Origin of the sequence: Novosphingobium sp. (genome assembly GCF_031424035.1) — a bacterium.
Classification (GTDB): Bacteria; Pseudomonadota; Alphaproteobacteria; order Sphingomonadales; family Sphingomonadaceae; genus Novosphingobium.
This window is the reverse complement of record NZ_JANPGP010000078.1, coordinates 26,097-46,405: the sequence shown is the minus strand read 5'-3', so window position 1 is coordinate 46,405 and position 20,309 is coordinate 26,097. Positions and strand designations below refer to the sequence as shown.

General features: G+C 63.7%; 19 protein-coding genes. 4 read left to right on the top strand and 15 right to left on the bottom strand.

What is annotated here, in order from left to right; all coding sequences use genetic code 11:
• Nucleotides 1-243 precede the first annotated feature (243 nt).
• Nucleotides 244-1,008, bottom strand: coding sequence for a peptidoglycan editing factor PgeF (gene pgeF, locus RMO89_RS11965; RefSeq protein WP_310533339.1), 765 nt, complete (start codon nucleotides 1,006-1,008; stop codon nucleotides 244-246).
• On the bottom strand, nucleotides 1,001-3,646 hold the full coding sequence (gene pepN / locus RMO89_RS11960) for an aminopeptidase N (protein WP_310533338.1): 2,646 nt from the start codon (nucleotides 3,644-3,646) through the stop codon (nucleotides 1,001-1,003). Before pepN ends, pgeF begins: the two co-directional genes overlap by 8 nt.
• Nucleotides 3,647-3,744: 98 nt before the next feature.
• On the opposite strand from pepN, the gene RMO89_RS11955 reads away from it, so the two are divergent.
• Nucleotides 3,745-4,533 carry an SDR family NAD(P)-dependent oxidoreductase gene (locus tag RMO89_RS11955; RefSeq protein WP_310533337.1) on the top strand — a complete coding sequence of 263 codons (789 nt, stop codon included), beginning with the start codon at nucleotides 3,745-3,747 and terminating at the stop codon, nucleotides 4,531-4,533.
• On the opposite strand, the gene RMO89_RS11950 is transcribed toward RMO89_RS11955, so the two are convergent.
• The 3 genes from RMO89_RS11950 to RMO89_RS11940 are packed head-to-tail and all read right to left on the bottom strand — an operon-like array spanning nucleotide 4,527 to nucleotide 7,682.
• Nucleotides 4,527-5,747, bottom strand: coding sequence for an energy transducer TonB (locus RMO89_RS11950; protein ID WP_310533336.1), 1,221 nt, complete (start codon nucleotides 5,745-5,747; stop codon nucleotides 4,527-4,529). The two genes, RMO89_RS11955 and RMO89_RS11950, sit on opposite strands and share 7 nt — an antisense overlap.
• A 16-nt stretch (nucleotides 5,748-5,763) precedes the next feature.
• Nucleotides 5,764-6,684 carry a DMT family transporter gene (locus RMO89_RS11945; RefSeq protein ID WP_310533335.1) on the bottom strand — a complete coding sequence of 307 codons (921 nt, stop codon included), beginning with the start codon at nucleotides 6,682-6,684 and terminating at the stop codon, nucleotides 5,764-5,766.
• Entirely contained in the window at nucleotides 6,681-7,682 is a 1,002-nt protein-coding gene (locus tag RMO89_RS11940) for a beta-eliminating lyase-related protein (RefSeq protein WP_310533334.1), read from the bottom strand. The genes RMO89_RS11945 and RMO89_RS11940 overlap by 4 nt, the downstream gene beginning before the upstream one ends.
• 51 nt (nucleotides 7,683-7,733) lie before the next feature.
• Here RMO89_RS11940 and RMO89_RS11935 point away from each other — a divergent pair, with 51 nt between their 5' ends.
• A complete protein-coding gene (locus RMO89_RS11935; RefSeq protein ID WP_310533333.1) occupies nucleotides 7,734-8,024 on the top strand; it encodes a GNAT family N-acetyltransferase in 291 nt (96 codons plus the stop codon).
• Between the two features lie 13 nt (nucleotides 8,025-8,037).
• Here RMO89_RS11935 and RMO89_RS11930 read toward each other — a convergent pair whose 3' ends face one another.
• Genes RMO89_RS11930 through RMO89_RS11920 form a run of 3 tightly spaced genes read right to left on the bottom strand, consistent with a single transcriptional unit; the run spans nucleotide 8,038 to nucleotide 10,756 of the window.
• Nucleotides 8,038-8,961, bottom strand: coding sequence for a sugar phosphate isomerase/epimerase (locus tag RMO89_RS11930; protein WP_310533332.1), 924 nt, complete (start codon nucleotides 8,959-8,961; stop codon nucleotides 8,038-8,040).
• Nucleotides 8,962-8,980: 19 nt separating this feature from the next.
• Nucleotides 8,981-9,937 (bottom strand): sugar phosphate isomerase/epimerase, encoded by a 957-nt coding sequence (locus RMO89_RS11925; RefSeq protein ID WP_310533330.1) that lies wholly within the window; start codon nucleotides 9,935-9,937, stop codon nucleotides 8,981-8,983.
• A 45-nt stretch (nucleotides 9,938-9,982) separates the two neighbouring features.
• Nucleotides 9,983-10,756 carry a sugar phosphate isomerase/epimerase family protein gene (locus RMO89_RS11920; protein ID WP_310533328.1) on the bottom strand — a complete coding sequence of 258 codons (774 nt, stop codon included), beginning with the start codon at nucleotides 10,754-10,756 and terminating at the stop codon, nucleotides 9,983-9,985.
• Between the two features lie 690 nt (nucleotides 10,757-11,446).
• On the opposite strand from RMO89_RS11920, the gene RMO89_RS11915 reads away from it, so the two are divergent.
• Together RMO89_RS11915 and RMO89_RS11910 are read left to right on the top strand one after the other, a co-directional pair.
• Nucleotides 11,447-12,781 carry a DNA methyltransferase gene (locus RMO89_RS11915; RefSeq protein WP_310533327.1) on the top strand — a complete coding sequence of 445 codons (1,335 nt, stop codon included), beginning with the start codon at nucleotides 11,447-11,449 and terminating at the stop codon, nucleotides 12,779-12,781.
• The gene (locus RMO89_RS11910; RefSeq protein ID WP_310533326.1) at nucleotides 12,778-13,572 is read left to right on the top strand and encodes a DUF5681 domain-containing protein; all 795 of its coding nucleotides are present in this window, start codon (nucleotides 12,778-12,780) and stop codon (nucleotides 13,570-13,572) included. The genes RMO89_RS11915 and RMO89_RS11910 overlap by 4 nt, the downstream gene beginning before the upstream one ends.
• A 193-nt stretch (nucleotides 13,573-13,765) precedes the next feature.
• On the opposite strand, the gene RMO89_RS11905 is transcribed toward RMO89_RS11910, so the two are convergent.
• Genes RMO89_RS11905 through RMO89_RS11875 form a run of 7 tightly spaced genes read right to left on the bottom strand, consistent with a single transcriptional unit; the run spans nucleotide 13,766 to nucleotide 20,241 of the window.
• Nucleotides 13,766-14,974 carry an alpha/beta fold hydrolase gene (locus tag RMO89_RS11905; protein ID WP_310533325.1) on the bottom strand — a complete coding sequence of 403 codons (1,209 nt, stop codon included), beginning with the start codon at nucleotides 14,972-14,974 and terminating at the stop codon, nucleotides 13,766-13,768.
• Between the two features lie 37 nt (nucleotides 14,975-15,011).
• Nucleotides 15,012-15,356, bottom strand: a complete 345-nt coding sequence (locus RMO89_RS11900) for a cupin domain-containing protein (RefSeq protein ID WP_310533323.1) — start codon at nucleotides 15,354-15,356, stop codon at nucleotides 15,012-15,014.
• A 14-nt stretch (nucleotides 15,357-15,370) separates the two neighbouring features.
• Complete coding sequence (locus RMO89_RS11895) at nucleotides 15,371-15,958, bottom strand: NADPH-dependent FMN reductase (protein WP_310533321.1); 588 nt, start codon at nucleotides 15,956-15,958, stop codon at nucleotides 15,371-15,373.
• Nucleotides 15,959-15,988: 30 nt separating this feature from the next.
• On the bottom strand, nucleotides 15,989-16,807 hold the full coding sequence (locus RMO89_RS11890; protein ID WP_310533319.1) for a fumarylacetoacetate hydrolase family protein: 819 nt from the start codon (nucleotides 16,805-16,807) through the stop codon (nucleotides 15,989-15,991).
• An 18-nt stretch (nucleotides 16,808-16,825) separates the two neighbouring features.
• Nucleotides 16,826-18,352: an AMP-binding protein gene (locus tag RMO89_RS11885; protein ID WP_310533318.1), complete on the bottom strand. Its 1,527-nt coding sequence runs from the start codon at nucleotides 18,350-18,352 to the stop codon at nucleotides 16,826-16,828.
• A gap of 17 nt (nucleotides 18,353-18,369) precedes the next feature.
• A complete protein-coding gene (locus RMO89_RS11880; protein ID WP_310533317.1) occupies nucleotides 18,370-18,657 on the bottom strand; it encodes a Dabb family protein in 288 nt (95 codons plus the stop codon).
• Between the two features lie 6 nt (nucleotides 18,658-18,663).
• Nucleotides 18,664-20,241 (bottom strand): bifunctional 3-(3-hydroxy-phenyl)propionate/3-hydroxycinnamic acid hydroxylase, encoded by a 1,578-nt coding sequence (locus RMO89_RS11875; RefSeq protein WP_310533316.1) that lies wholly within the window; start codon nucleotides 20,239-20,241, stop codon nucleotides 18,664-18,666.
• Between the last annotated feature and the right edge of the window lie 68 nt (nucleotides 20,242-20,309).

Genomic DNA, 20,309 nt, shown 5'->3' with positions numbered 1-20,309 from the left:
TGGCGGTGCCCGCTTCCTGTGACATGGTTGACCTTATCCCGTCTTGGCGACCCGCTTCGCGACGAACCGCCGCTGACAGGCCGGAAACCACAATTCGCGCCTTTCGGAGCCCCCTCCCGCCGGTGGGGAGAGTGCGGCTGTTACACCGCCCCGATACCGACTTGCGGCCCCCTCTAGACGCGAAAAATTGGCCTGCCAACCGCCTTTTTCACCACTGCCCCCGGCAGGGTGTGCCGGTCCGCGCTAGAGGCCGATCAGCGAGAGCTGGCGGCCATAGCTCGCCTCGCCCCGGTGGGTGGCACGGCGATAGGAATAGAACCGCTCCGCCGCCGCATAGGTATCGAGGCGCAGTCGCTCAACCGCGCCGATTCCCGCCGTTTCCAGCCTCAGGGCGACATAGCCTTCAAGGTCGAACTGCCAGTGCGCCGCCCGCCCTTCGGCAAAGCAATCGCCTGAAGCCGCATCGGTTTCAAGGAAGTGGTCGCGGAAGACCTGATCGACCTCGTAGGATGCCTGAGCGATGCACGGGCCAATCGCGGCGGCGATTCTGTCACGCCGCGCGCCGAGTTCCTCCATCGCGGCCACGGTGCGATCAGTCACCCCGCCGATCGCACCCTTCCAGCCGGCATGGGCCGCGCCGATCACCCCGGCCTCGCGGTCGGCGAAGAGCACCGGCGCACAATCGGCCGTGACAATGCCGAGCAGGAGGCCGGGTGTTTTAGTGACAATCGCATCGGCGCGCGGGCGTTGATTGATCGGCCACGCCTCCTGCGCCACGACGCAATCGGGCGAATGGATCTGATAGACCGTGACCAGTTCCGCCCCCGGTAGCACCGCAGCCACGGCGAGCGCGCGGTTTTGCGCCACCGCGCGGTCATCGTCGCCCGCGCCAAGGCCGGCGTTGAGCCCCGCGACCTCGCCGGTGGACACTCCGCCGCGCCGGCCGAGAAAGCCGTGGGCAATGCCTTCAAGAACCTGCGAGCGATTGACCTCGACAGGATCAGCCAAGGCTCTTGCTCACCTGCTCGAGCGTATCGCGCGACAGCGCAGGCGCGGCGGCGATCCGTTCCAGTTCGGCGCGCATCATGGCCGCGCGGCCCGGTTCGATCCGCCGCCAGCGACCCAGCGGAGCGACAAAGCGCGCCGCCGTCTGCGCATTGCTGGGGTCGAGCGCGATGATCACGTCGGCGATCATCCGGTACCCCTTGCCCGAGGCATCGTGGAAGGCATGGCCATTCGCCGCGAGCGCCATGTAAAGCGCGCGCACCCGGTTGGGGTTGTGCAGGGTGAAGTCCGGGTGGCTGGCTAGCGCCTCGGCATGGGCCAGCGCTTGCGGGTGGAGCGAGCCCGCCTGAAGCGAGAACCACTTGTCGATGACCAGCGCATTGCCGGCATAGCGCGCGTGGAAGTTCGCCAGCCGTTCATCGCGGAGCGGCGTATCGAGCGCGCAGAGCGTCATCAGCGCGGCTTGCCGGTCGGTCATGTTGTCGGCCGCGTGATACTGCGCGGCGGCGCGGCGCGCGGCTTCTTCCGGAGCGCCGGCGGCAAGGTAGACGAGCGCCTGCGTCTTTACCTTGCGCGCGCCCTTGGCCTTGGCATCGTGGCCGAACGGAACCTGCGAAGCGCGGTCGTGCAGCGCCTCGAACCGCGACTGGAGCGTGCTGCCGAGCCAGCCCTTGAGCGCCTCGCGCGTTTGCCAGATCGCCACCGGGTCAGCCGCCGCCATCTGTTCGGCCAGATAGGCCTCGCCCGGCAGGACGAGCAATTCGCCGCGCATCAGATCATCAAGCGAGGCATCGTCATGCACGGCGGCAATCGCCTGCCCGATCGCTTCGCGGCCCTGATCAGCCCCGGTCCCGCCTTCAAGCATGCCGACGAGGTGTTGAACGACGAGGCTCTGCAAGGCTTCATAACGGGCAAACGGATCGTCATCGTGTGCAGCGAGGAACACGAGGTCAGCCGCATCCTGCCCGGCATCCATCGCCACTGGCGCGGAGAAGCCGCGGTTGATTGAAAGCACCGGTCGGGTGGCGTGGCCGGGGAATTCAAACCGGTCTTCGGCCTTGTCCAGCACGACCAGCTTTTCACCGTCATGCTTGCCGGTCTGCGGATCGAACAGCGCCACCCGCAGCGGGATCGGCATCGGCTGCTTGACCGGCTGGCCGGGCGTTTCCGGCACCTGCTGCGAAAGGTGCAACTTGGCCATATCACCGGCGTGTTCCAGCCGCGCGGTGACTTTCGGCGTACCGGCTTGCGAATACCACAGGCGGAACTGCGTGAGGTCGAGCCCGGTGCCGTCCTCGATAGCCTTGACAAAATCCTCGCAAGTCGCCGCCTCGCCATCGTGGCGGTCAAAATAGAGGTCGGTGCCAGCGCGGAACTTCTCAACACCTGCCATCGTCCGCATCATGCGGATCACCTCGGCACCCTTGTTATAGACGGTCGCGGTGTAGAAGTTGGAGATTTCCTGAAACGAATCAGGGCGGATCGAATGGGCGAGCGGCCCTGAATCCTCGGGGAACTGGGCGGCGCGCAACACACGTACGTCCTCGATCCGCTTGACCGGCTCGCTGCCCATTGCCGCGCTGAACATCTGGTCGCGCAGAACGGTGAAGCCTTCCTTGAGGCTGAGCTGGAACCAGTCGCGGCAAGTGACGCGGTTGCCCGACCAGTTGTGGAAGTATTCGTGGCCGATCACACCTTCGATGCCGTCATAATCGGCGTCGGTCGCGGTATCGGGATCGGCAAGGACGTAGCGTGTATTGAAGACGTTCAGCCCCTTGTTCTCCATTGCGCCCATGTTGAAATCCGACACGGCGACGACATTGAACAGGTCGAGATCGTATTCGCGGCCGAACGCCTGCTCGTCCCATTTCATCGAATGGATCAGGCTGCGCAGCGCATGATGCGTGCGGTCCTCGTCACCCGGGCGGACCCAGATGTTGCAAGTGACTTCGCGCCCGCCAGAAGTAGTGAAGCTGTCGCTGGTGGCGACGAGATTGCCGGCGACCAGCGCGAAGAGGTAGCTCGGCTTGGGCCAGGGATCGTGCCATTCGGCCCAGTGGGTGCCGTCCGCGCCCTCGCCGCTGGCCACGCAATTGCCGTTCGACAGCAGGATCGGGAACGCCGCCTTGTCGCCGCTCATCCGCACCCGGTAGATCGACAGCACATCGGGACGGTCGGGGAAGAAGGTGATCCGGCGGAAGCCTTCGGCCTCGCACTGGGTGCAGAGCATCCCGCTGGAAGCATAGAGCCCCATCAGTTGGGTATTGGCGGCGGGATCGATGCGGGTGACGATGCTGACTTCGTGGCGCTCGCCGCCAAGGTCGATCAGCAGGTCCGCGCCGTCCATGCGCCACGAATTGCTCTCCGCGCCGTCAACCGCTACGGATTCGGCGGTCAGTCCGTCCCCGGCCAGCCGCAGCGTCTGCGCCCCTTTGCTCGCCGGATTGCGCGTGACCACCAGTCGCGATTCTACGCGCGTGTCTTCAATGCCGAGCGCGAAATCGAGTGCGACTTCGGGCACCAGCCAAGCTGGCGGCCGGTAATCTTCACGGCGAATCGTCGAAGGCGCCTGCGGCGGCATGGCGGCATCGGCGGTTTCGGGGTTGGTGGCGGGTTCGGAAGGTCTGCTGGCTATGTCCATGCGCCCATCTACCGCGCGGGCGGGCGGCCTGTCGAGGGCGCTGCCGCCACTCGACTTGCACGCGCGGTGAAGGCAAGGGAGGAGCCAAGGAGACACTGGTGCCCCGCATGTTCATCTTCGGCCTCGGTTACACCGCTGCCTGCATCGCACGCCGCCTTGAAGCGCAGGGCTGGGAAGTCGTCTCGACCGGGCGCGATGGCACGCTGCGCTTTGACGACCGGGACAACGTGCTGATGGCGCTGGCAGATAGCAGCCATGTCCTGTCTTCCGTCCCGCCTTCGGGCGAAGGGTTCGATCCGGTGCTCGAAGCCTATGGGGAGCGGCTCGGCGGCAAGTGGCTGGGCTACCTTTCCTCCACCGGAGTTTACGGCGACGCGCGCGGGGCATGGGTCGATGAAAGCGCGCCAGTCGGAACCGGACGCCGCACCGCGCGGGCCGACTGCGACCGCGAATGGCTGACGCGCGGCGCGCGGGTGTTCCGGCTTCCCGGCATTTACGGCCCGGGCCGATCAGCACTCGACCGGGTGCGCGAGGGTAAAGCGCACCGCATCGACCTGCCGGGGCAAGTATTCAGCCGCGTCCATGTAGAGGACATTGCCAGCGGGGTATTCGCCGGGCTGCACGCGCCGGGCGGGGCCTATAATCTCGCCGACGACGAGCCTTGTTCGCAGAACACGGTAATCGAACACGCCTGCCGCCTGCTGGGTCAGCCCGAGCTGCCGTTGCTGACGATGGACGAAGCCCATCTCTCCCCCATGGCGCGCGGCTTTTATGCCGAGAACCGCCGCGTGGCGAACGGCAAGGCCAAGCGCGTTCTGGGCTGGAAGCTGCGCTATCCGACCTATCGAGAAGGGTTGGCGGCCTGTTTGGAAGCCGAACGTCAGTAAGCCGGCGGGACGATTTCGCCCCTTGCCCAATCGATCCGCAAGTCGACACCGCCGGGGGCAGGCCGTCCGAACCCATCCTTGCCCGGCGTATAGCGCGCCTGCCGCGCCAGCTTGCATGAGGCCGCATCGAGCGCGTCGTCATCGCTGGTGCCACTCACAGTGCAGGAGGTCGGCTTGCCCTGCGGATCGAGCACGACAAGCACGCGCATCCCCCACCTCGGCGGCGAGGCGGGGCGCTGTTCGGGCGGAATTACCACCGTCGCGGCTAGGTTCGGCAGGGTCTGCGGGCCGGCCAATAGCGCCTTGGCCTTGCTGCCCTGCCACGTCACTTCAACCGGGAGCCCGCGCACGCCCCAGCGGTTCGGTGTAGCGTTGACGGTGAGCAGCGCCGCGCAGGTCGAATCATCCAGCTGCTTGTCGCCTGACGGCACACGCACATCACAGCGCACTGCCTGCCCGGTGTTGGCCAGGTCCATGACCACGCCGACCATCGCTTTCTGGGGCAGGTTCTTGGTATCGGTCAGGAAGTCCTTGAACTTGGGTGCGGCGAAACTGACCGGTGCATCGAGATAATATCTGGGCGGCCATGCCTTCGTATCGCCCCACCGCACGGTGCCGAGATAGCGGCTCGGCGGCGGCGGCGCGGGCGGGGCGAGCATGTCATAGCGTTCACGCTTGTAGTAGACCGCAACCGCCATCGGTGCCTCGATCCGCTTGCCCTCGGCATCGATCGCCGGCCGGAACTTGCGGCTGGCGCGCACCATCGTGCAGGCCTGATCGCCCAGTGCGCTGTCGGCCGAAATCTTCGTCCGCTTGAACTGCTCCGCGTGCTCATACGCATCGACCCGCGCCGCCTTGCATGACACGATCGTTCCATCCGCCGCGATGACAAGGTTCAGCGTCACCTCGGCACTGCGCCGCGCCTCGCCGCTGCGCAGCCAAGCCGGGAACTGATCGATGCCGGCTGGCGGCGCATCACGGTTGAGCAGGCTGGGCGGGCGGATCATCACGGCTTCAGCGGGATGGCTGCCGTCGGGCTGGCGCCAGCTGTTGTAGATCGAAACCGTTTCACGCAACGGCGGTTCGATACAGGCCGGCGGTTTCGGCCCCCATGCCTGACAAAGCGGAAGCGGCTTGGCCACCTCGACCGGAACGGAGCCCGTCGTTGTCGGCGCTACGGCCATGACCAGCGTGAACAGTATGGTTGAAACCACTCGGCACCCCTCCCCGTTATTTTCGATCCGAAAGCGCGATCACCAGTCCGGCCAGCGCCAGCGCGCAGCCGGCCACGGCCAGCCCGGTCCAGCGATAGCCTTCGAGCAGGGTCGAGAGGAACATCGCCAGCACCACCACCAGCACGCCGTTGTACGCCGCCTTGCCCGCGCCGAGATTGCGGACGAGGCCGAAATAGAGCGGGAAGGTGACCACCGACCCTGCAATCGCCAGATAGGCCGTCCCCGCCCAGAACGCCGGATCGCGCGGCACGACCGGCGGGCCGGCGGTTATCAGCGCGAAGACCGTATCGAACACCACGCCCCAGGCCATCGACCATGCCAGCAGGCTCGCCATCGGCAGCGAGCGGCCGGTGTCATTGGCCTGCACCACATTGGCCACGGCAGCAGCGAGCATGCCGAAGAAGGCCAGCACCACGCCGAGCCAGACATTGCCGCCAACCCCGCCGCTGCGCGCCTCGTTGGCGAACAGCAGTCCGATGCCGGCAATGGCGATCAGGCTACCCACGGCAAAGCGCGCGCTGGTTTTCTGGCCAAGCAATACGCGACCCAGCAGGGTGTTCGGCACGAACAGCAGCGACAGCATGACCGCGACGATGCCCGATGTCAGGTGCCGCTCCGCCTCATAGACGAAGTTGTAATTGCCGCAGAACTGGGTGAGCCCGACCAGTATGGCGAGCCACTGGCCCTTCGAGCCGATCTTCAGGCTGGAGCCCGTCGCCAGCGCCATCAGCGCCATGGCCGGCGCGGCGATGACGAACCGCCAGACCACGGCCCAACTGGCCGGCACACCATCGATCTGCCCGGTGATCACCCACCAGGTCGATCCCCAGATCAGCGCAACGAGCAGGAAGGGTGCGGCAATCCTCGGATTGAGGAGCGAGGCATTGGGCGTGGGACTCACCCTGATGCCGCTCACAGGGCAGCAATGGCGCGAGCTAGCGCGGTGACGTGCGCTGGCTCGGTCGACCACGCGGTAACAAGGCGCGCGGCATCGGCGCCCCAGTCATAGAAGGAAAAGCCCTGCCCGCGCAGTGCTTCGCGTTCGGCTGAGGTCATTGTCACGAACAGTTCGTTGGCCTCGACCGGATACATCAGCCGATCCCCGCAGGCAGAGCCAAGTTCCTGCGCGGCGGAATTGGCAGCGCGGCCGTTGGACAGCCACAGGTCGTTTTCGACCATGGCGATGATCTGCGCAGCAAGGAAGCGGCCCTTCGATTGCAGGTGCCCGGCGCGCTTGCGGCGATAGCGGACCATGTCGGCCATGCCCGGTTCGAAGAAGACGATCGCTTCTGCGCCCATGCCGCCATTCTTGACGAAGCCGAACGACAGCGCCTGCACCGCGCCCGAACCGCAGGCCTCGTCAGGCGTGCAACCAAGGAAGGCGACGGCGTTGGCAAAGCGCGCACCGTCCATATGCAGGCCAAGCCCGCGCTCTTTCGCCAGCGCGCCGATCGCGGCGACTTCATGCGGGCGATAGGAACAGCCATATTCGCTGGCCTGCGTGATCGAGACGGCGTGTGGCTGCACCTGGTGGACATCGTCGCGGATCGGATCGATCACCGCGCGGATTGTCTCGGGCGTGATTTTCGCGCCTTCGCCTTCGGCCAGCATGAGCTTGGCGCCGTGGAGGTAGAACCCCGGAGCGCCGGCCTCGTCCATCTCGATATGCGCCTCGCGGTGGCAGACCACGCCGCCGTGCGGCTGGACCATCGGTGCGAGCGCGAGGCAGTTGGCCGACGTGCCGGTGGCGGTCCAAAGCACGGTGCAGGGACGCCCGAACTTGTCGGAGAACACCTCGTCCAGCCGGCGGCTAAGCGCATCATTGTCATAGGGCGAATCAGGAGCATCAGCCGCCTGCATCGCTGCCCAGACCTGCGGGTGGACCCGGGCGGCATTGTCGGACATGAATTGCATGACCATATCGGCTTTGCCGATGAGGCCGGTTTGGTCAAGGAGTCCGAGTGAATGGAAGGTCTGACAATCACCCGTCATGGCAGCGATCATGCCGGCGAATACCATGCCCACGTGCCCGGCACTGACAAGATCGGCCGCCTGACCTGGGTGCAGCACGGCGATGTCCGCGCCGCTGAACACACGCTCGTCCCGCCCGAACTGGGCGGCAAGGGCATTGCGGCACGGCTGGTCGACGCGCTGGTCGAGGACGCCCGCGCGCAGGGTTTCAAGGTCAAGCCGGTGTGCAGCTACGTCGTCAAAGCCTTCGAGAAGCACCCCGACTGGGCCGACATCGAAGCCTGACCTTGCGGCTGGCTCAGTCGTAGATCGGCCGCAATTCGTTATCGAGGTAGTACCGCGTCATCGCCATCGAGGCGAGCAGGTCGGGCGAGCCATCGTATTCGATCGACATCCAGCCCTTGAACTCGTGCTGCTTGAGCAGGCGGTAGAGGCCCTTGAGGTCAAGCTCGCCCTGCCCTGGCTCCCAGAACCAGCGCGAGCCATCGTCAGTGATCTCCGGGTCCTGCGCATAGCGGACGCTGTCGGGCGTCTTTGACGATGCGGTATCCTTCAAGTGGAAGGTGCTGATGCGATCATGATAGTCCGAATAGAACGTCAGCAGGTCCTCACCCATGATCGAAATCTGCGCGGTATCGATGCAGTAGTGCACCAGCCTGGGGTCAGTTGTTTCGATCAGTTCGCGGTGGTTGGGCAGGTTGATCGCGCAGAAGAACTCGTTGTGCAGGCCGATCTTGACCCCGTGATCGGTCGCGTAACGGCCGATCTCGTTCATCACCCTCGCGCATTGCTGCACCTCTTCCCGGCTGAGCGGCCCTGTGCCGAAGTAGTTCTGCGTCGGGCAGGTGTTCATGTAGGTCCCGCCAAACTGCACAATCGTATCGACCGCCTCGCGCCCGGCGCGAACGGCCTCGTCGAAATGGCCCAGATCATGCGAAGCGTGAGCGCCGTGGAACATGCCGATCACTTCGACGCCGCGATCTTTCGCAAAGGCGGTGAAATTTTCGGGCGAGCCGAACAGCGGCAGGATATCCGCCAAGTCCCAAGGCGCAATCTCGATCCCGCCGAAACCCAGCGCCGACTGGTATTTCAGGATATTGTCCCAGTCCGAATAATAGGCGCTGTTGGTCCGGTCCTCCTGGTAGAACTCGCGGAAGTTGTCGATCTGCCGGTAGGGGATCGATTTCCAGTGGCACATGTTGGCGTAACGAATGTTGGGCATGGCGGAGACTCCGTCCGTCTTATTTCGAAAGCTGGGTGAGCAGGGCGCGGGTTCTCAGCAGCGCGCGGAACGGATCCCGCGTCTGGCGGGCGCTGCAGGTGACTGGCCCGCGATAGCCCAGCCTGTCCAGCAGGGCCGCGACCGCCCCCAGATCGACTGACCCGGTCCCCGGATCGCGAAAAACCTGCGTTGCACGGTTGGCCGGAAACTCGGGGTTGGCGGTCTTCCAGACGTCAGCCGTGTCGACAAAATCGGTATCAGTCAGGTGGACGCAGCCGATCCGGTCGATCTGCTCCTCGATAAAGTCCGTAAGCGAGATACCGGCGACGAACAGGCTTGCCGTATCGACGTCCAGCTTCACCGTATCCGGCAGGGCGCCGAGCAGCGGCAGCACGCGTTCCCCGCCGAACAGGCTCCAGTATTCATTGCGCAGCACGAGGGTGACCCCAAGCTCCTCCGCCTTGGCGGCGAGGCCCGCAAGCAGTTCGATGGTGCGCGCCGTGAAGGCCTCCAGCTTGTCGTCCAGATCGGGATGATACTGCGCGATTCGGCCGTAACAGGGTGATGGGCTGATGGCGAAATAGTCGGCGCCCATGTCGGCGGCGTGGGACAAGGCCTCGCCCGCGAAGTGGCCGGACGCACCGAAATAGAAATCCAGGTTGGCGTTGCGCATGAACAGGTTGGGGTCAAAGGTAATGCCGGTGACCCGGTCGATCCCGCTGGCACCCAGCAGCGCCCGGTAATTTGCGGCGCTTTCGTACTTGGTGTTCACGCAGTACCGGTTGAACGGCACGCCGCTGCGACCGCCGAACTGCCAGACCGGCTCGTACGGGATTTCGATCGCAGAGAACCCTGAAGTTGCGATCAACGGGTAGAGCTCTTCCCAGAAATACCGGCTTTCATAGCGGTTCCGGTTGGGTTCCTGGTAATGGCGATTGATCAGATCGAGGCTGATCGCGATCGTTTCGATATTCATGTCGGACATCCATTTCGTCAGGCCGCAACAGGCCCAGTGCGGTCGTCAGCAGCCCAGCTTCTGCCGGGTCAGGGCCAAGGACTGGTCCATCGGCAGGGTGGGAAAATACTCCAGCCCGATGGCGCCGGAATAGCCCAGGTCCTGCAAGGTCTGCATGATCTTCGCCCAGTCGAGCGTGCCGGTGCCGGGCTCGTTACGGTCGTCCATGTCGGCCACTTGCACATGGGCGACCAGATGGATGCGGCCGGCCAAAACCTCGGCCATGTCCTCACCCATGACCGCGCTGTGCCAGACATCATAGAGCAGGCGCAGGTTGGGGCTGCCTACGGCCTCGACCAGATCGAGACCCAGCTTGGTGCTGACCAGATACATGATCGCGAACTGCCGGGTATTGAGCGGTTCGAGCAGCAGCGTCACGCCGGCTTCTTCCGCCACATTGGCCGCTGCGCGCAGGGCGGTGACGGCATTGGCGAAGTGCTCTTCCTCGCTCATCCCCTCAACGCGAAAACCGGAGGCGACGATCAGGTCGGGCTTGCCCAGCTTGGCGGTGGCGGCAATCGTCTCGCGCACGGCCGTGACCATTTCCTCGCGCTCGGCCGGATCGACGATCGAGCGGCGCGGATCGACACAGACCCCTGTCAGCCGCATACCGGTATCGGTCAGCGCCTGCGCCAGCGCATCGATCGGCTTGTCGCGCCAGAGGTGGAATTCGGCAAGGTCAAAACCCGCCGCCTTTGCACTGCGCAAACGCGCGTCAAGCTCGCCCGCTTCGGTGAATTGCCATTCGATACAGGAAGAAAGTTGGGTGCTCGCAGACATAGGATCCCTTACCTATTCTACGGCCCCGCAGCGCTGATCGCGCTCGTATGCCTGGCGGGTTGGTCCCCGCTATTTTGTGCCGGTCACATCGCTGGATTTGCCGATCAGGTCAAGCCGCTTTGATCCGGTGACAACCAGATCCCTCGGTCGCGAAACCAAATCGCCGCGTCCCCCGCAGGAGCGCAGAACCGATGCCAAGTATTCGAGGGAGTGCCCAATGCCCTCCAAACCGCGGAGGAGCTACGACGGAGAAATGGTGCGCGACGCAGTCAGGTGCTGACCCGTCTCGGTCCCTGTTTTCCCTGTTTACTGAGAATTTACAGGGAAATACCGAAAATTTGAGGGCGAATATTGGCCAGTGAGGGTCTCTAGGCCGCAGAAATTCGCCACTTCCAAGCCAAATTCCCTGCGCGCGGAACAGGGAATCCGTAATTCTCGAACAGGGAAGTCGATTTCGCGTAACAGCGAAATGCTTGGCGAAAACAGGGCGCTCGTCCAATCGGATGGCCCAACGATCACAGCCAAGGTGCGTGACCGTTTCCGACGCCATGTCTGAGCCATGAGGGGCCATTTTTCAAGACAGGCCGTGCTCTGGCCGCGACGAATGTTCCCTTTATGATCTTCTCTCCAGAGACGTCTTGGTGTATACTTCACGGACCATCGCCGCGAAGGCTGACGGAGGAAATGACTATGAGCACCTACCAGGTGGCTGACCGCGCGATATCTGCGCTCAAGCCCTATTCGCGCAATGCGCGCACCCACTCAAAGAAACAGATCAAGCAGATCGCCGCGTCGATCGTGCGGTTCGGGTTCACCAACCCGGTGATGATATCGGACAATGGTGAGATCATCGCCGGACACGGCCGGGTCGAGGCGGCCAAGTCGCTGGGCTGGAAGGCGGTCCCGACACTGGCGCTATCGCATCTCTCGGAGACCGAGCGCCGTGCCTATGTGCTGGCTGACAACAAGCTGGCGCTCAACGCCGGTTGGGACAAGGAGATCCTGGCGATCGAGCTGCAGGCGCTTGTTGACCTCGAGTTCGATACCGAACTCACCGGGTTCAGCCTCGCGGAGATTGATCTTGTGCTCGACGAGGCCAGCGATGCTGATCCCGACCAGCTCGATGGTGAGGATGACCAGGTCAGCTTTGCTTCTGGCCCCGCGGTCTCGCGCCAGGGCGACCTCTGGCAGCTCGGTCGTCACCGGCTGCTCTGCGGCGACGCGCGCAGCGCCATCGACTTCGAGGCCCTCATGGGCGGCGAGGTGGCTGACCTCGTGTTCACGGACCCGCCCTACAACGTGAAGATCGATGGCAATGTCTGCGGACTGGGCACGGTCAAGCACCGCGAGTTCGCCTTTGCCTCTGGCGAGATGAGCCAGAGCCAGTTCACGAGCTTCCTTGCCGATACGCTCGGCAATGCCGCATCGGTGATGCGCGACGGTGCCATTGCATTCGTCTGCATGGACTGGCGCCACATGGGTGAACTGCTCGCGGCGGGGCAGCAATGCTTCACCGAGCTCAAGAACCTCGTGATCTGGAACAAGACCAATGGCGGCATGGGAGCGTTCTACCGCTCGAAGCACGAGCTGGTGTTCGTGTTCAAGCAGGGCACCGCCGAGCACACCAACAGCTTTGGCCTCGGCGAGACCGGGCGTTACCGCACCAACGTGTGGGACTACGCTGGTATCAGCAGCATCTCTGGTTCGCGCTCGGAAGAGCTGGCCATGCACCCGACGGTCAAGCCGGTGGCGCTGATTGCCGATGCCATCCGCGACTGCTCGCGCCGCGGCGAGGTGGTGCTCGACTGCTTCGGTGGCTCGGGCTCAACGCTGATCGCAGCCGAGAAGACCGGGCGCTTGGCAAGGCTCATCGAGTACGATCCACTCTACTGCGATACCATCGTCAGGCGCTGGGAGCGCCTCACCGGCAAACGTGCCACGTTGTCGGTGACCAATGAGACATTCGAAGACCTTGCCGATGTGCGGCTTGGTGTTGTGCTCGATTGCCGGGAGGCGGCTGAATGAGCGAGGGGAAACTCCCGGTCCCGGTCGCGGATCAGACGACTGGCTATGGGCGACCGCCTGTCCAACACCGGTTTCAGAAGGGCCGCTCGGGCAATCCGGGCGGCAGGCCGCGCGGTGCGAAGAACAAGCCCAAGCCGCTGGACCCTGCGCTGCAGCCAACGGATAACCTTATCCTCGAGGAGGCTTATCGCCCCGTCACCATCCGCGAGGGCGAGAAGACCATCGAGCTTCCCGCGATCCAGGCTGCAGTCCGCTCGCTGGCGATCTCCGCCATGAAGGGCAGCCGCTTGTCGCAGCGCGCACTCGCAGAGCTGGTGCGTAACGTCGAGGAGCGCAAGTCCAGCGAACGCCTGACAGCCATGGAAAACGCGTTCGAATACAAGCAGAGATGGACTGAAGAGCTCGATCGCCGCCGCAAGCTCGGCATCACCGACCTCCCCGATCCGGTCCCGCATCCCGAAGACATCGTAATCGATATGCGCACTGGTCACGTGCGTACCGAGGGGCCGCTCGATGAACGCGAAAAGAAGGACTGGGACAAGCGCATCGCTCGCCGCACCGAAGCGCAGGAACTGGTCAACAGGTTTGCGCAGAAACATCGCAGAACGCGTTCCGAGAAATGGAAGGTATTCTGGCTCGCCGAATGGCACTTCGAGCAGCGCATCTTCGACATCATCAACGACAGCATGCCCGAACGTTACAAGGTGAAGCTCCAGAACCGGTCATGGGCGAAGGGTGCGTCGCGGGAAGGCAAGGCGCTTGATGAGTTCAGGCGGGACCGGAAGCAGTAGCACGGAAAGCACAGGTCGGTCACTTGTTCGGGAGGGGGCTGAATTCGTCACCATTTGCGCCAACCTCGTCCAAACTCCGATGTACATTCGGAAGGAGCTTCAACCTATCTTTGGCCGCGACCGTCATAAGGAGCAATACTTGGCTATCTGCCATAATCTCCGAATCGGGCCGGACAAACTCAACCCGGCTTGATCAGGCAAAATGGAGCCTGCGGTACTTGCCGCGGAAGTACAGCAGCGGGTCGCGGCGGGGTTCGTATTGAGCGCGCAGCACTTCGCCCACCAGCAGGAAGTGGTCTCCGCCATCATGGATGGCGTGACGCGCGCACTCGAACGAGGCAAGCGATCCATCAAGCAGCGGCATACCGGTTTCACCGTCATGCCACGGCGTCGCTGCGAAGCGATCGTCACCCTTGCCGGCGAATCGGTTCGAAGCCGGCTGCTGGCTGGTCTGCAATACGTTGACTGCAAAGTGGCTCGCTTGTTGCAGGGCTGCTCCAGACCCGGCACTTTTCGCGATCGCCACAAGCAGCAGTGGCGGATCAAGCGAGACGGATGTGAAACTGTTGGCAGTGAGGCCGATCGGCGTTCCATCCGCCGCACGCGACGTGACGATTGTGATTCCGGTGGCGAAACATCCCATGGCATCGCGCAAGGTGCGGGCATCCGAACCGGCGCGAAATTCACTGGCGGCCCGACGTTGTTTCCGCTCGAGGAAATCGAGGAGGTGCGCAAGCAGCGCCTCGGTCCGATCGGTCACCAGCAACAATTCGGCATCATCTAACTCGACGATTTCGGCATTGGGCAAGGCGGCATCGAACGCGCTGCCGGCTGGCGACTGCCGCACCCACGAAACGCCGCCACGCAAGACCATGGTGGGCAAATTGAGCGCCGGAGCCGCCTGCGTGACGGCGTCCGCAACCGCATCGAGATCCATGGCGCCGATGACCTTCGGGTCAAGGTCGGGTTGATCTAACGACAGGCCTTCGCTGATCTGCCTGGCAGCCTCGGCGGCGTTGCTGATGGGCATGTCGACCAGCACCAGTCCCGCTGCAAGATTGGATGCATCCGAGGACAGCGCCTTTGCCGCAATCCACCCGCCTACGGTGGCAGCGACGACCACGGGGCGTGCATCCATCTGCGCCATGACCGCGCGCAGATCCTCGGCATAGGCATCGAGATCATAACGACCGTCCGCCGGCCACTCGCTCGCGCCGTGTCCGCGCAGGTCGAGGCTAACCACCCGGCGGCCGGTTTGAACAAGCGCCTCGCTGACGGTTTGCCACACAGCGCTGGTCTGGCCGGCGCCATGGACGAGGAGGATAGTCGGATCGTCGGCCTGACCGGCAATTTCCGCGTGAAGCCGGATGCCCCCGAAGCCCTTGAAGGTCACGCTTGGCATCAGACGGTCTCCTAAACTTCCGGCGTAGAAACTGGCGCTATGCTGCTGGCGGCGGGGTCACCACGATGATTGCAGCCGGCGCGCCGCTGTCGTTTTCCACCGCGCGCGCCTCGCCAGCGGGAATGAAGATGCTGTCCCATTGCTCCAGCCGGTGGCGAACGCCGTCCGCCTGCACGATTGTAAGCGCACCTTGGGTGACGACGTAGATCTTGCCGATCGCACCGGCCTCCATCGGCACGATGACGCCGGGCGGAAAGTCGGAATAGCCGACCCACGCGAAGTCAGCGCCGCTTGCCACATCGCCCTGCATCCTGCGGGCAGCTACGCCTTCGTGATTGGGCGGAAAGTAGAACGGTGCGTCGGCAAATTTGACTACGTCCATCGGAAATTCTCCAGCTAGTGGGCGGCTTGGGGAGCAGCGCCGGGACATGCTGCGAGACGGTCGATTTCCGCGAACAGCGCGGCAAAACCGGCCATCGCAAAGTCGATCACAGCAGAGTCTCGAAACTTGCCGTCGATGACCTTGCTTCCGACCTGCCCGACGACGATCTCCGGTGTGTTCAGCGGTCGGCCCAGCGCCGAAATGATCGTCTCGCGAAGCTGGTACTGGGCGCGAACCCCGCCGGTGACGGCAGGCGAAGATGTGACGATCAACACCGGTTTGTCGCGCAGCGGAGAGCCGTTGTGCGGGCGGGAAACCCAGTCGAGCGCATTTTTGAGCGTGCCGGGAACGCCATGATTGTATTCGGGCGACACGATGACCAGCCCGTCTGCTGCCGCGATCTGATCGCGCATATGTTGAACTGGCTGCGGCAGCGGCTCCACGTAGAGGTCCTGGTTGAAGTGCGGCAGCGCACCGATGTCGGCATAATCGTAGCTCGACTGCGAGGCCGTGGCTTCGGACAGGGCAGCAAGGATTGCCGAGGAGAAGGAATTGGCGCGCAGGCTGCCGGAGATTCCAAGCAGGCGGTAGGGGACAGGCATCAAGGGCATTCCTCTGAATGGGGCCGTAAGTCAGGCGCGCCGTGCAACCGTGTTGGTCAAGGTGCCAATGCCTTCGATCTCGATTTCGCAGACATCGCCGGGCTTCATGAAAACCGGCGGTGTTCGCGCGTAGCCAACGCCCGAGGGCGTGCCGGTGGCAATCACATCCCCCGGCTCAAGCGTCATGGCCTCTGACAGAATCGCGATCAGGGTGGCGACATCGAAGATCATGTCCGCGGTATCGCTGTCCTGCATGATCTGGCCATTGAGCCTGGCGATCAGGCGCAGGCCGGAAGCGCCAGCGGGCAGTTCATCGGGCGTGATCAGTTCAGGGCCAAACCCGCCTGTCGCGTCGAAGTTCTTGCCCATGGTCCACTGGGTCGACTTGCGCTGGTAATTGCGCACCGAACCGTCGTTGAAGCAGCTGTAGCCTGCGATGTGATCGAGCGCGTCGGCGGCGCTGACGTTGGTCGCGGTCTTGCCGATAACCACGGCAAGTTCAGCTTCATAGTCCAGTTGTTCGGAGCATTCGGGATAGATCATCGCGCCGCCGGGAGCGAGGAGCGAAGTCGGACCGCGCATGAACACCGCCGGATAGTCGGGAATGGCATTACCGCCTTCTATGGCGTGGGCACGGTAATTCAGGCCGATGCAGATGGTCTTGCCCGGACGCGGCACGGGGCACAGCAATTCCAGTTCAGCCAGCGCAACCTCGGCACCTGGCGTGAAGGCTTCTGCACTGGTGGCCAGTTCGACGGCCGATGTCGCGTCCGGATAGACCGTGACGCTGTGGCCGCTGCGAACCCCATGCTGGACTTTTCCGTCGCGGCGAAAAGTTACGATGCGCATGTCTGGTCTCCGGGCTGCTCAGGCAGGGGTCTTGGCAAAAAGGTCTTTGTGCAGGTTGCGAAGTTCGGCCTTCTGGACCTTGCCCATCGCATTGCGCGGAAGCTCATCAACGATGATCGAGGTCTTGGGCCGCTTGAAGGCCGCCAATTCGGTGCTGACGACGGCGGCGATATCCGCCGGTGTGATGTTCGACCCCGGGGCGCGGGCAACCACGGCTACCACGCCTTCACCGAAGTCCGGGTGCGGCACGCCGATAACCGCGCTTTCCTCGACCCCGTCGATGCCGTCGATGACCATTTCGACTTCCTTGGGATAGACATTGTAGCCACCCGAAATGATCAGGTCCTTCGAACGACCGACGATGCGAATGTAGCCGGCTTCGTCCTTTGTGGCGATGTCGCCGCTGATGAACCAGCCATCGGCCGTATGGTCCTCGGCGGTCTTTTCCGGATTACGCCAATAGCCCGAGAACATGTTCGGGCCCTTCATTTCCAGCACGCCCGGTTCGCCCGTCGCGGCTTCCATGCCGCCATCGGCGATGATCCGCACCGATATGCCCGGGAGTGACGGTCCGACACTGCCGGCAATGCGCGGGCCATCATAGGGATTGGAAGTGACCATCAGCGCCTCGGTCATGCCGTAGCGTTCGAGGATGGTATGGCCTGTACGCTCCGCAAACTCCTCGAACGTGGTGTCAAGCAGCGGGGCCGAGCCGCTGATGAACAACCGCATTTTCGCGCACAGCTCCTTGTCGAAGGTTGGTTCGGACAGTAGGCGCGTGTAAAAGGTCGGTACGCCCATGAACACTGTCGCCCGGGGCAGATCGCGCAGCACGGCGGCATTGTCGAACCGGTCATGGAACAGGATGGGCGATGCGCCGAACAGGGCTAGGTGCAGCGCGACGAACAAGCCGTGGGCATGAAAGATCGGCAGCGCGTGAAGCAGCACGTCGTTGTCCTGCCAGTGCCACGATTTGGCCAGCACCTGCACGTTTGACGAGAGGTTTCCGTGAGTCAGCACCGCGCCCTTGGACCGTCCGGTGGTACCCGACGTGTAGAGGATCGCGGCGGGGTCCTGGGTGACGGCGGGCACAGTTGGCAGGATTTCTGCAACATCGGCCCAAGGCGCGGCGCGAAGATCGCTGGAAAGCAGGACCCGCGTTGCACCGAAAGCCACCGTCTCGCCCGGAAGTCCCGCGCTGGCGACAAGCAGCCTGGGCTCGGCGTCGCCTAGGAAATAACCGAGTTCACTCTCCTGATAGGTCGTATTGAGCGGAATGAAGATCGCCCCGGCCCGCAAGCAGGCGAGATAAAGGATGACCGAGGCCGGAGACTTGTGTGCCTGAACCACAACCCGGTCCCCGACTTCGACGCCAAGCGAACGCAGCCAGGTCGCTGCCCGACCGGTCTGCTGGAGCATTTCGCCATAGGTCAGGAGTTCAATGCCGTTCACGATCAGGAACGGCCGCTGCGGATGGGCAGCAGCGGACTCTTCGAACAGGGCAAATACGCTGGCGTTCGGGTTGGACGTTTCGGGCTGAGCCATGAGCGTGCTCTCTTCTCTCAGAACTGGATTGTCAGGCGGCTGGCCTGGATCGGAGTGACGTAATCGCGAACGAAAGCCTTGTGCGCAGGGTCGGCCTGGTATTCATCCCAGCCGGCCTTGTCCCTGAATGTCGCGACGAGGGCATAGTCGCCGTTTCCTTCACGGAACGAAAGATCGCGGCCATGCTGAATCTGGGTGATGTCGCTGCGCAGCATGGCAAGGTGATCGAGAGCCTCGCCAAACGCGGCGACTTGTTCATCGGACACGCCGGGTATCCAGGTGAAGATCACGATATGAGTGACCATGGCCGCTTATCCTGCCTGCCCGACACGTGCCGGTTCGCGCGCCGGCAGTGCCATGACCTTTTGAGCAGCGGCGACCAAGGCATCGACACCGGCAATCGATGACGAACCGAAGACATACAGGTCCGGCCGCACCAGCACCGCATCGACGCCCAGCCGGTCGAACCAGTCACCATAGGTGCCGTCCATATCTTCGGTGTCACCGCCGGGTCCGAAATCAGCCACGGCCGCGCCAAGTTGATCGAGGAAACTGGTCGAAGCGCGGCCGAGCGAGCCGCCTCCCTGCCCGCGCATCAGCAGTTGCCAACCCTTGCCTACCACATCGTCGAACAGGCCTTCCCGGCCATTTCGGCCCACGCGGCCCTGGAACGACAGGCAGCCAGAACCGGCATCTTCATGGCGGAACGCTCCGGCATAGCCAAGGCGCGGTTCCGGCGGCGGCTTCAGCCCGAGCGCCGGGTCCTTCATCGCGGCCTTCATGCGGGCATCGCGCGCGGCCACTTCTTCGGGGTCGATCATGCAGATCAACCTGCCCACTTCGACAGCCTGACGGATGATTTCAACCACATGTTCGCGGCGTTCCGGGCCATACGATTCGAGCAGATCTTCGCTCGCACCGTCGACCAGCACTGCGCCCAGCCGCCAGCTCAGGGCAAGGCCATCGCGCATGCCGGCGCACAGACCTTGCGCGAGGAATGGCGGCATGAGGTGCGCAGCATCGCCTGCCAGCATGACCCGTCCATGCTTCCACTGGTCCACCCACGAACCACGGAAAGTATAGACCGTGTGGCGTTCAAGCGTAGCGCTCTCCGGAGTGATGTCCCAGCGCGCCAGCAGTTCCCAGGCCATCTCGGCCGTGTTGAGCTGCTCGATCGTCTCGCCGGGCAGGCGCATGAATTCCCAGCGCCTGCGCCCCGGACCGCTGCCGACAAGCGTCGTCGGGCGATCGGGATTGAGGTACTGCATGACATAGGGCTTCCACTCCCGCTGTTCATGCGGGATCACATCGACAACCAGCCAGTCATAAGCGAAGCCTAGGTCGATGTACTTCTGCCCGAGCAACTCTCGCGTCGTGCTGCGGGCGCCGTCGGCGCCGATGACGTAGCGGGCTTCGGCGCGGAAGCGGGAGCCCGGATTCTCCGGATCGACGAACTCCAGCGCAACGTGGTTTACGTCCTGCTCAAGTCCGACCAACTGGCGGTTATAATGCACGTTGACGTTGGGTGTGGCTTGCAGCCGGCGAAGCATCACGCCTTCGAAGTCCGGCTGGTAGAACTGGTTGACTTGCGCCCAGCCCGAAGCACCGGGCCGGTTCCAGTCAATCTGCAGCAGCGTCTCGAAATCCGCATCCTTGAACTGGTAGGTCATGTCAGGGCCGATGACCGGCTCAAGGAAGGGCGCGAGCTCCTCCATAAGGCCAAGGCCCTGCAACTGGCGGATATTCTCATGGTCGACGCCGCAGGCGCGCGGCAGGGGATAGAAGGTCCCCCAGCGCTCGTAGACGTCGACCGTCAGGCCGCGCTGAGCAAGTTGAAGGGCGGTAAACATCCCGACGGGACCGGCGCCCACGATTACGACGTCTTTCATCGCACTTCTCTTTCAACTGCAGCCGCCGCGCCTTGTCCGGACGAGTGACACCAACCCGCCAAGGCGAG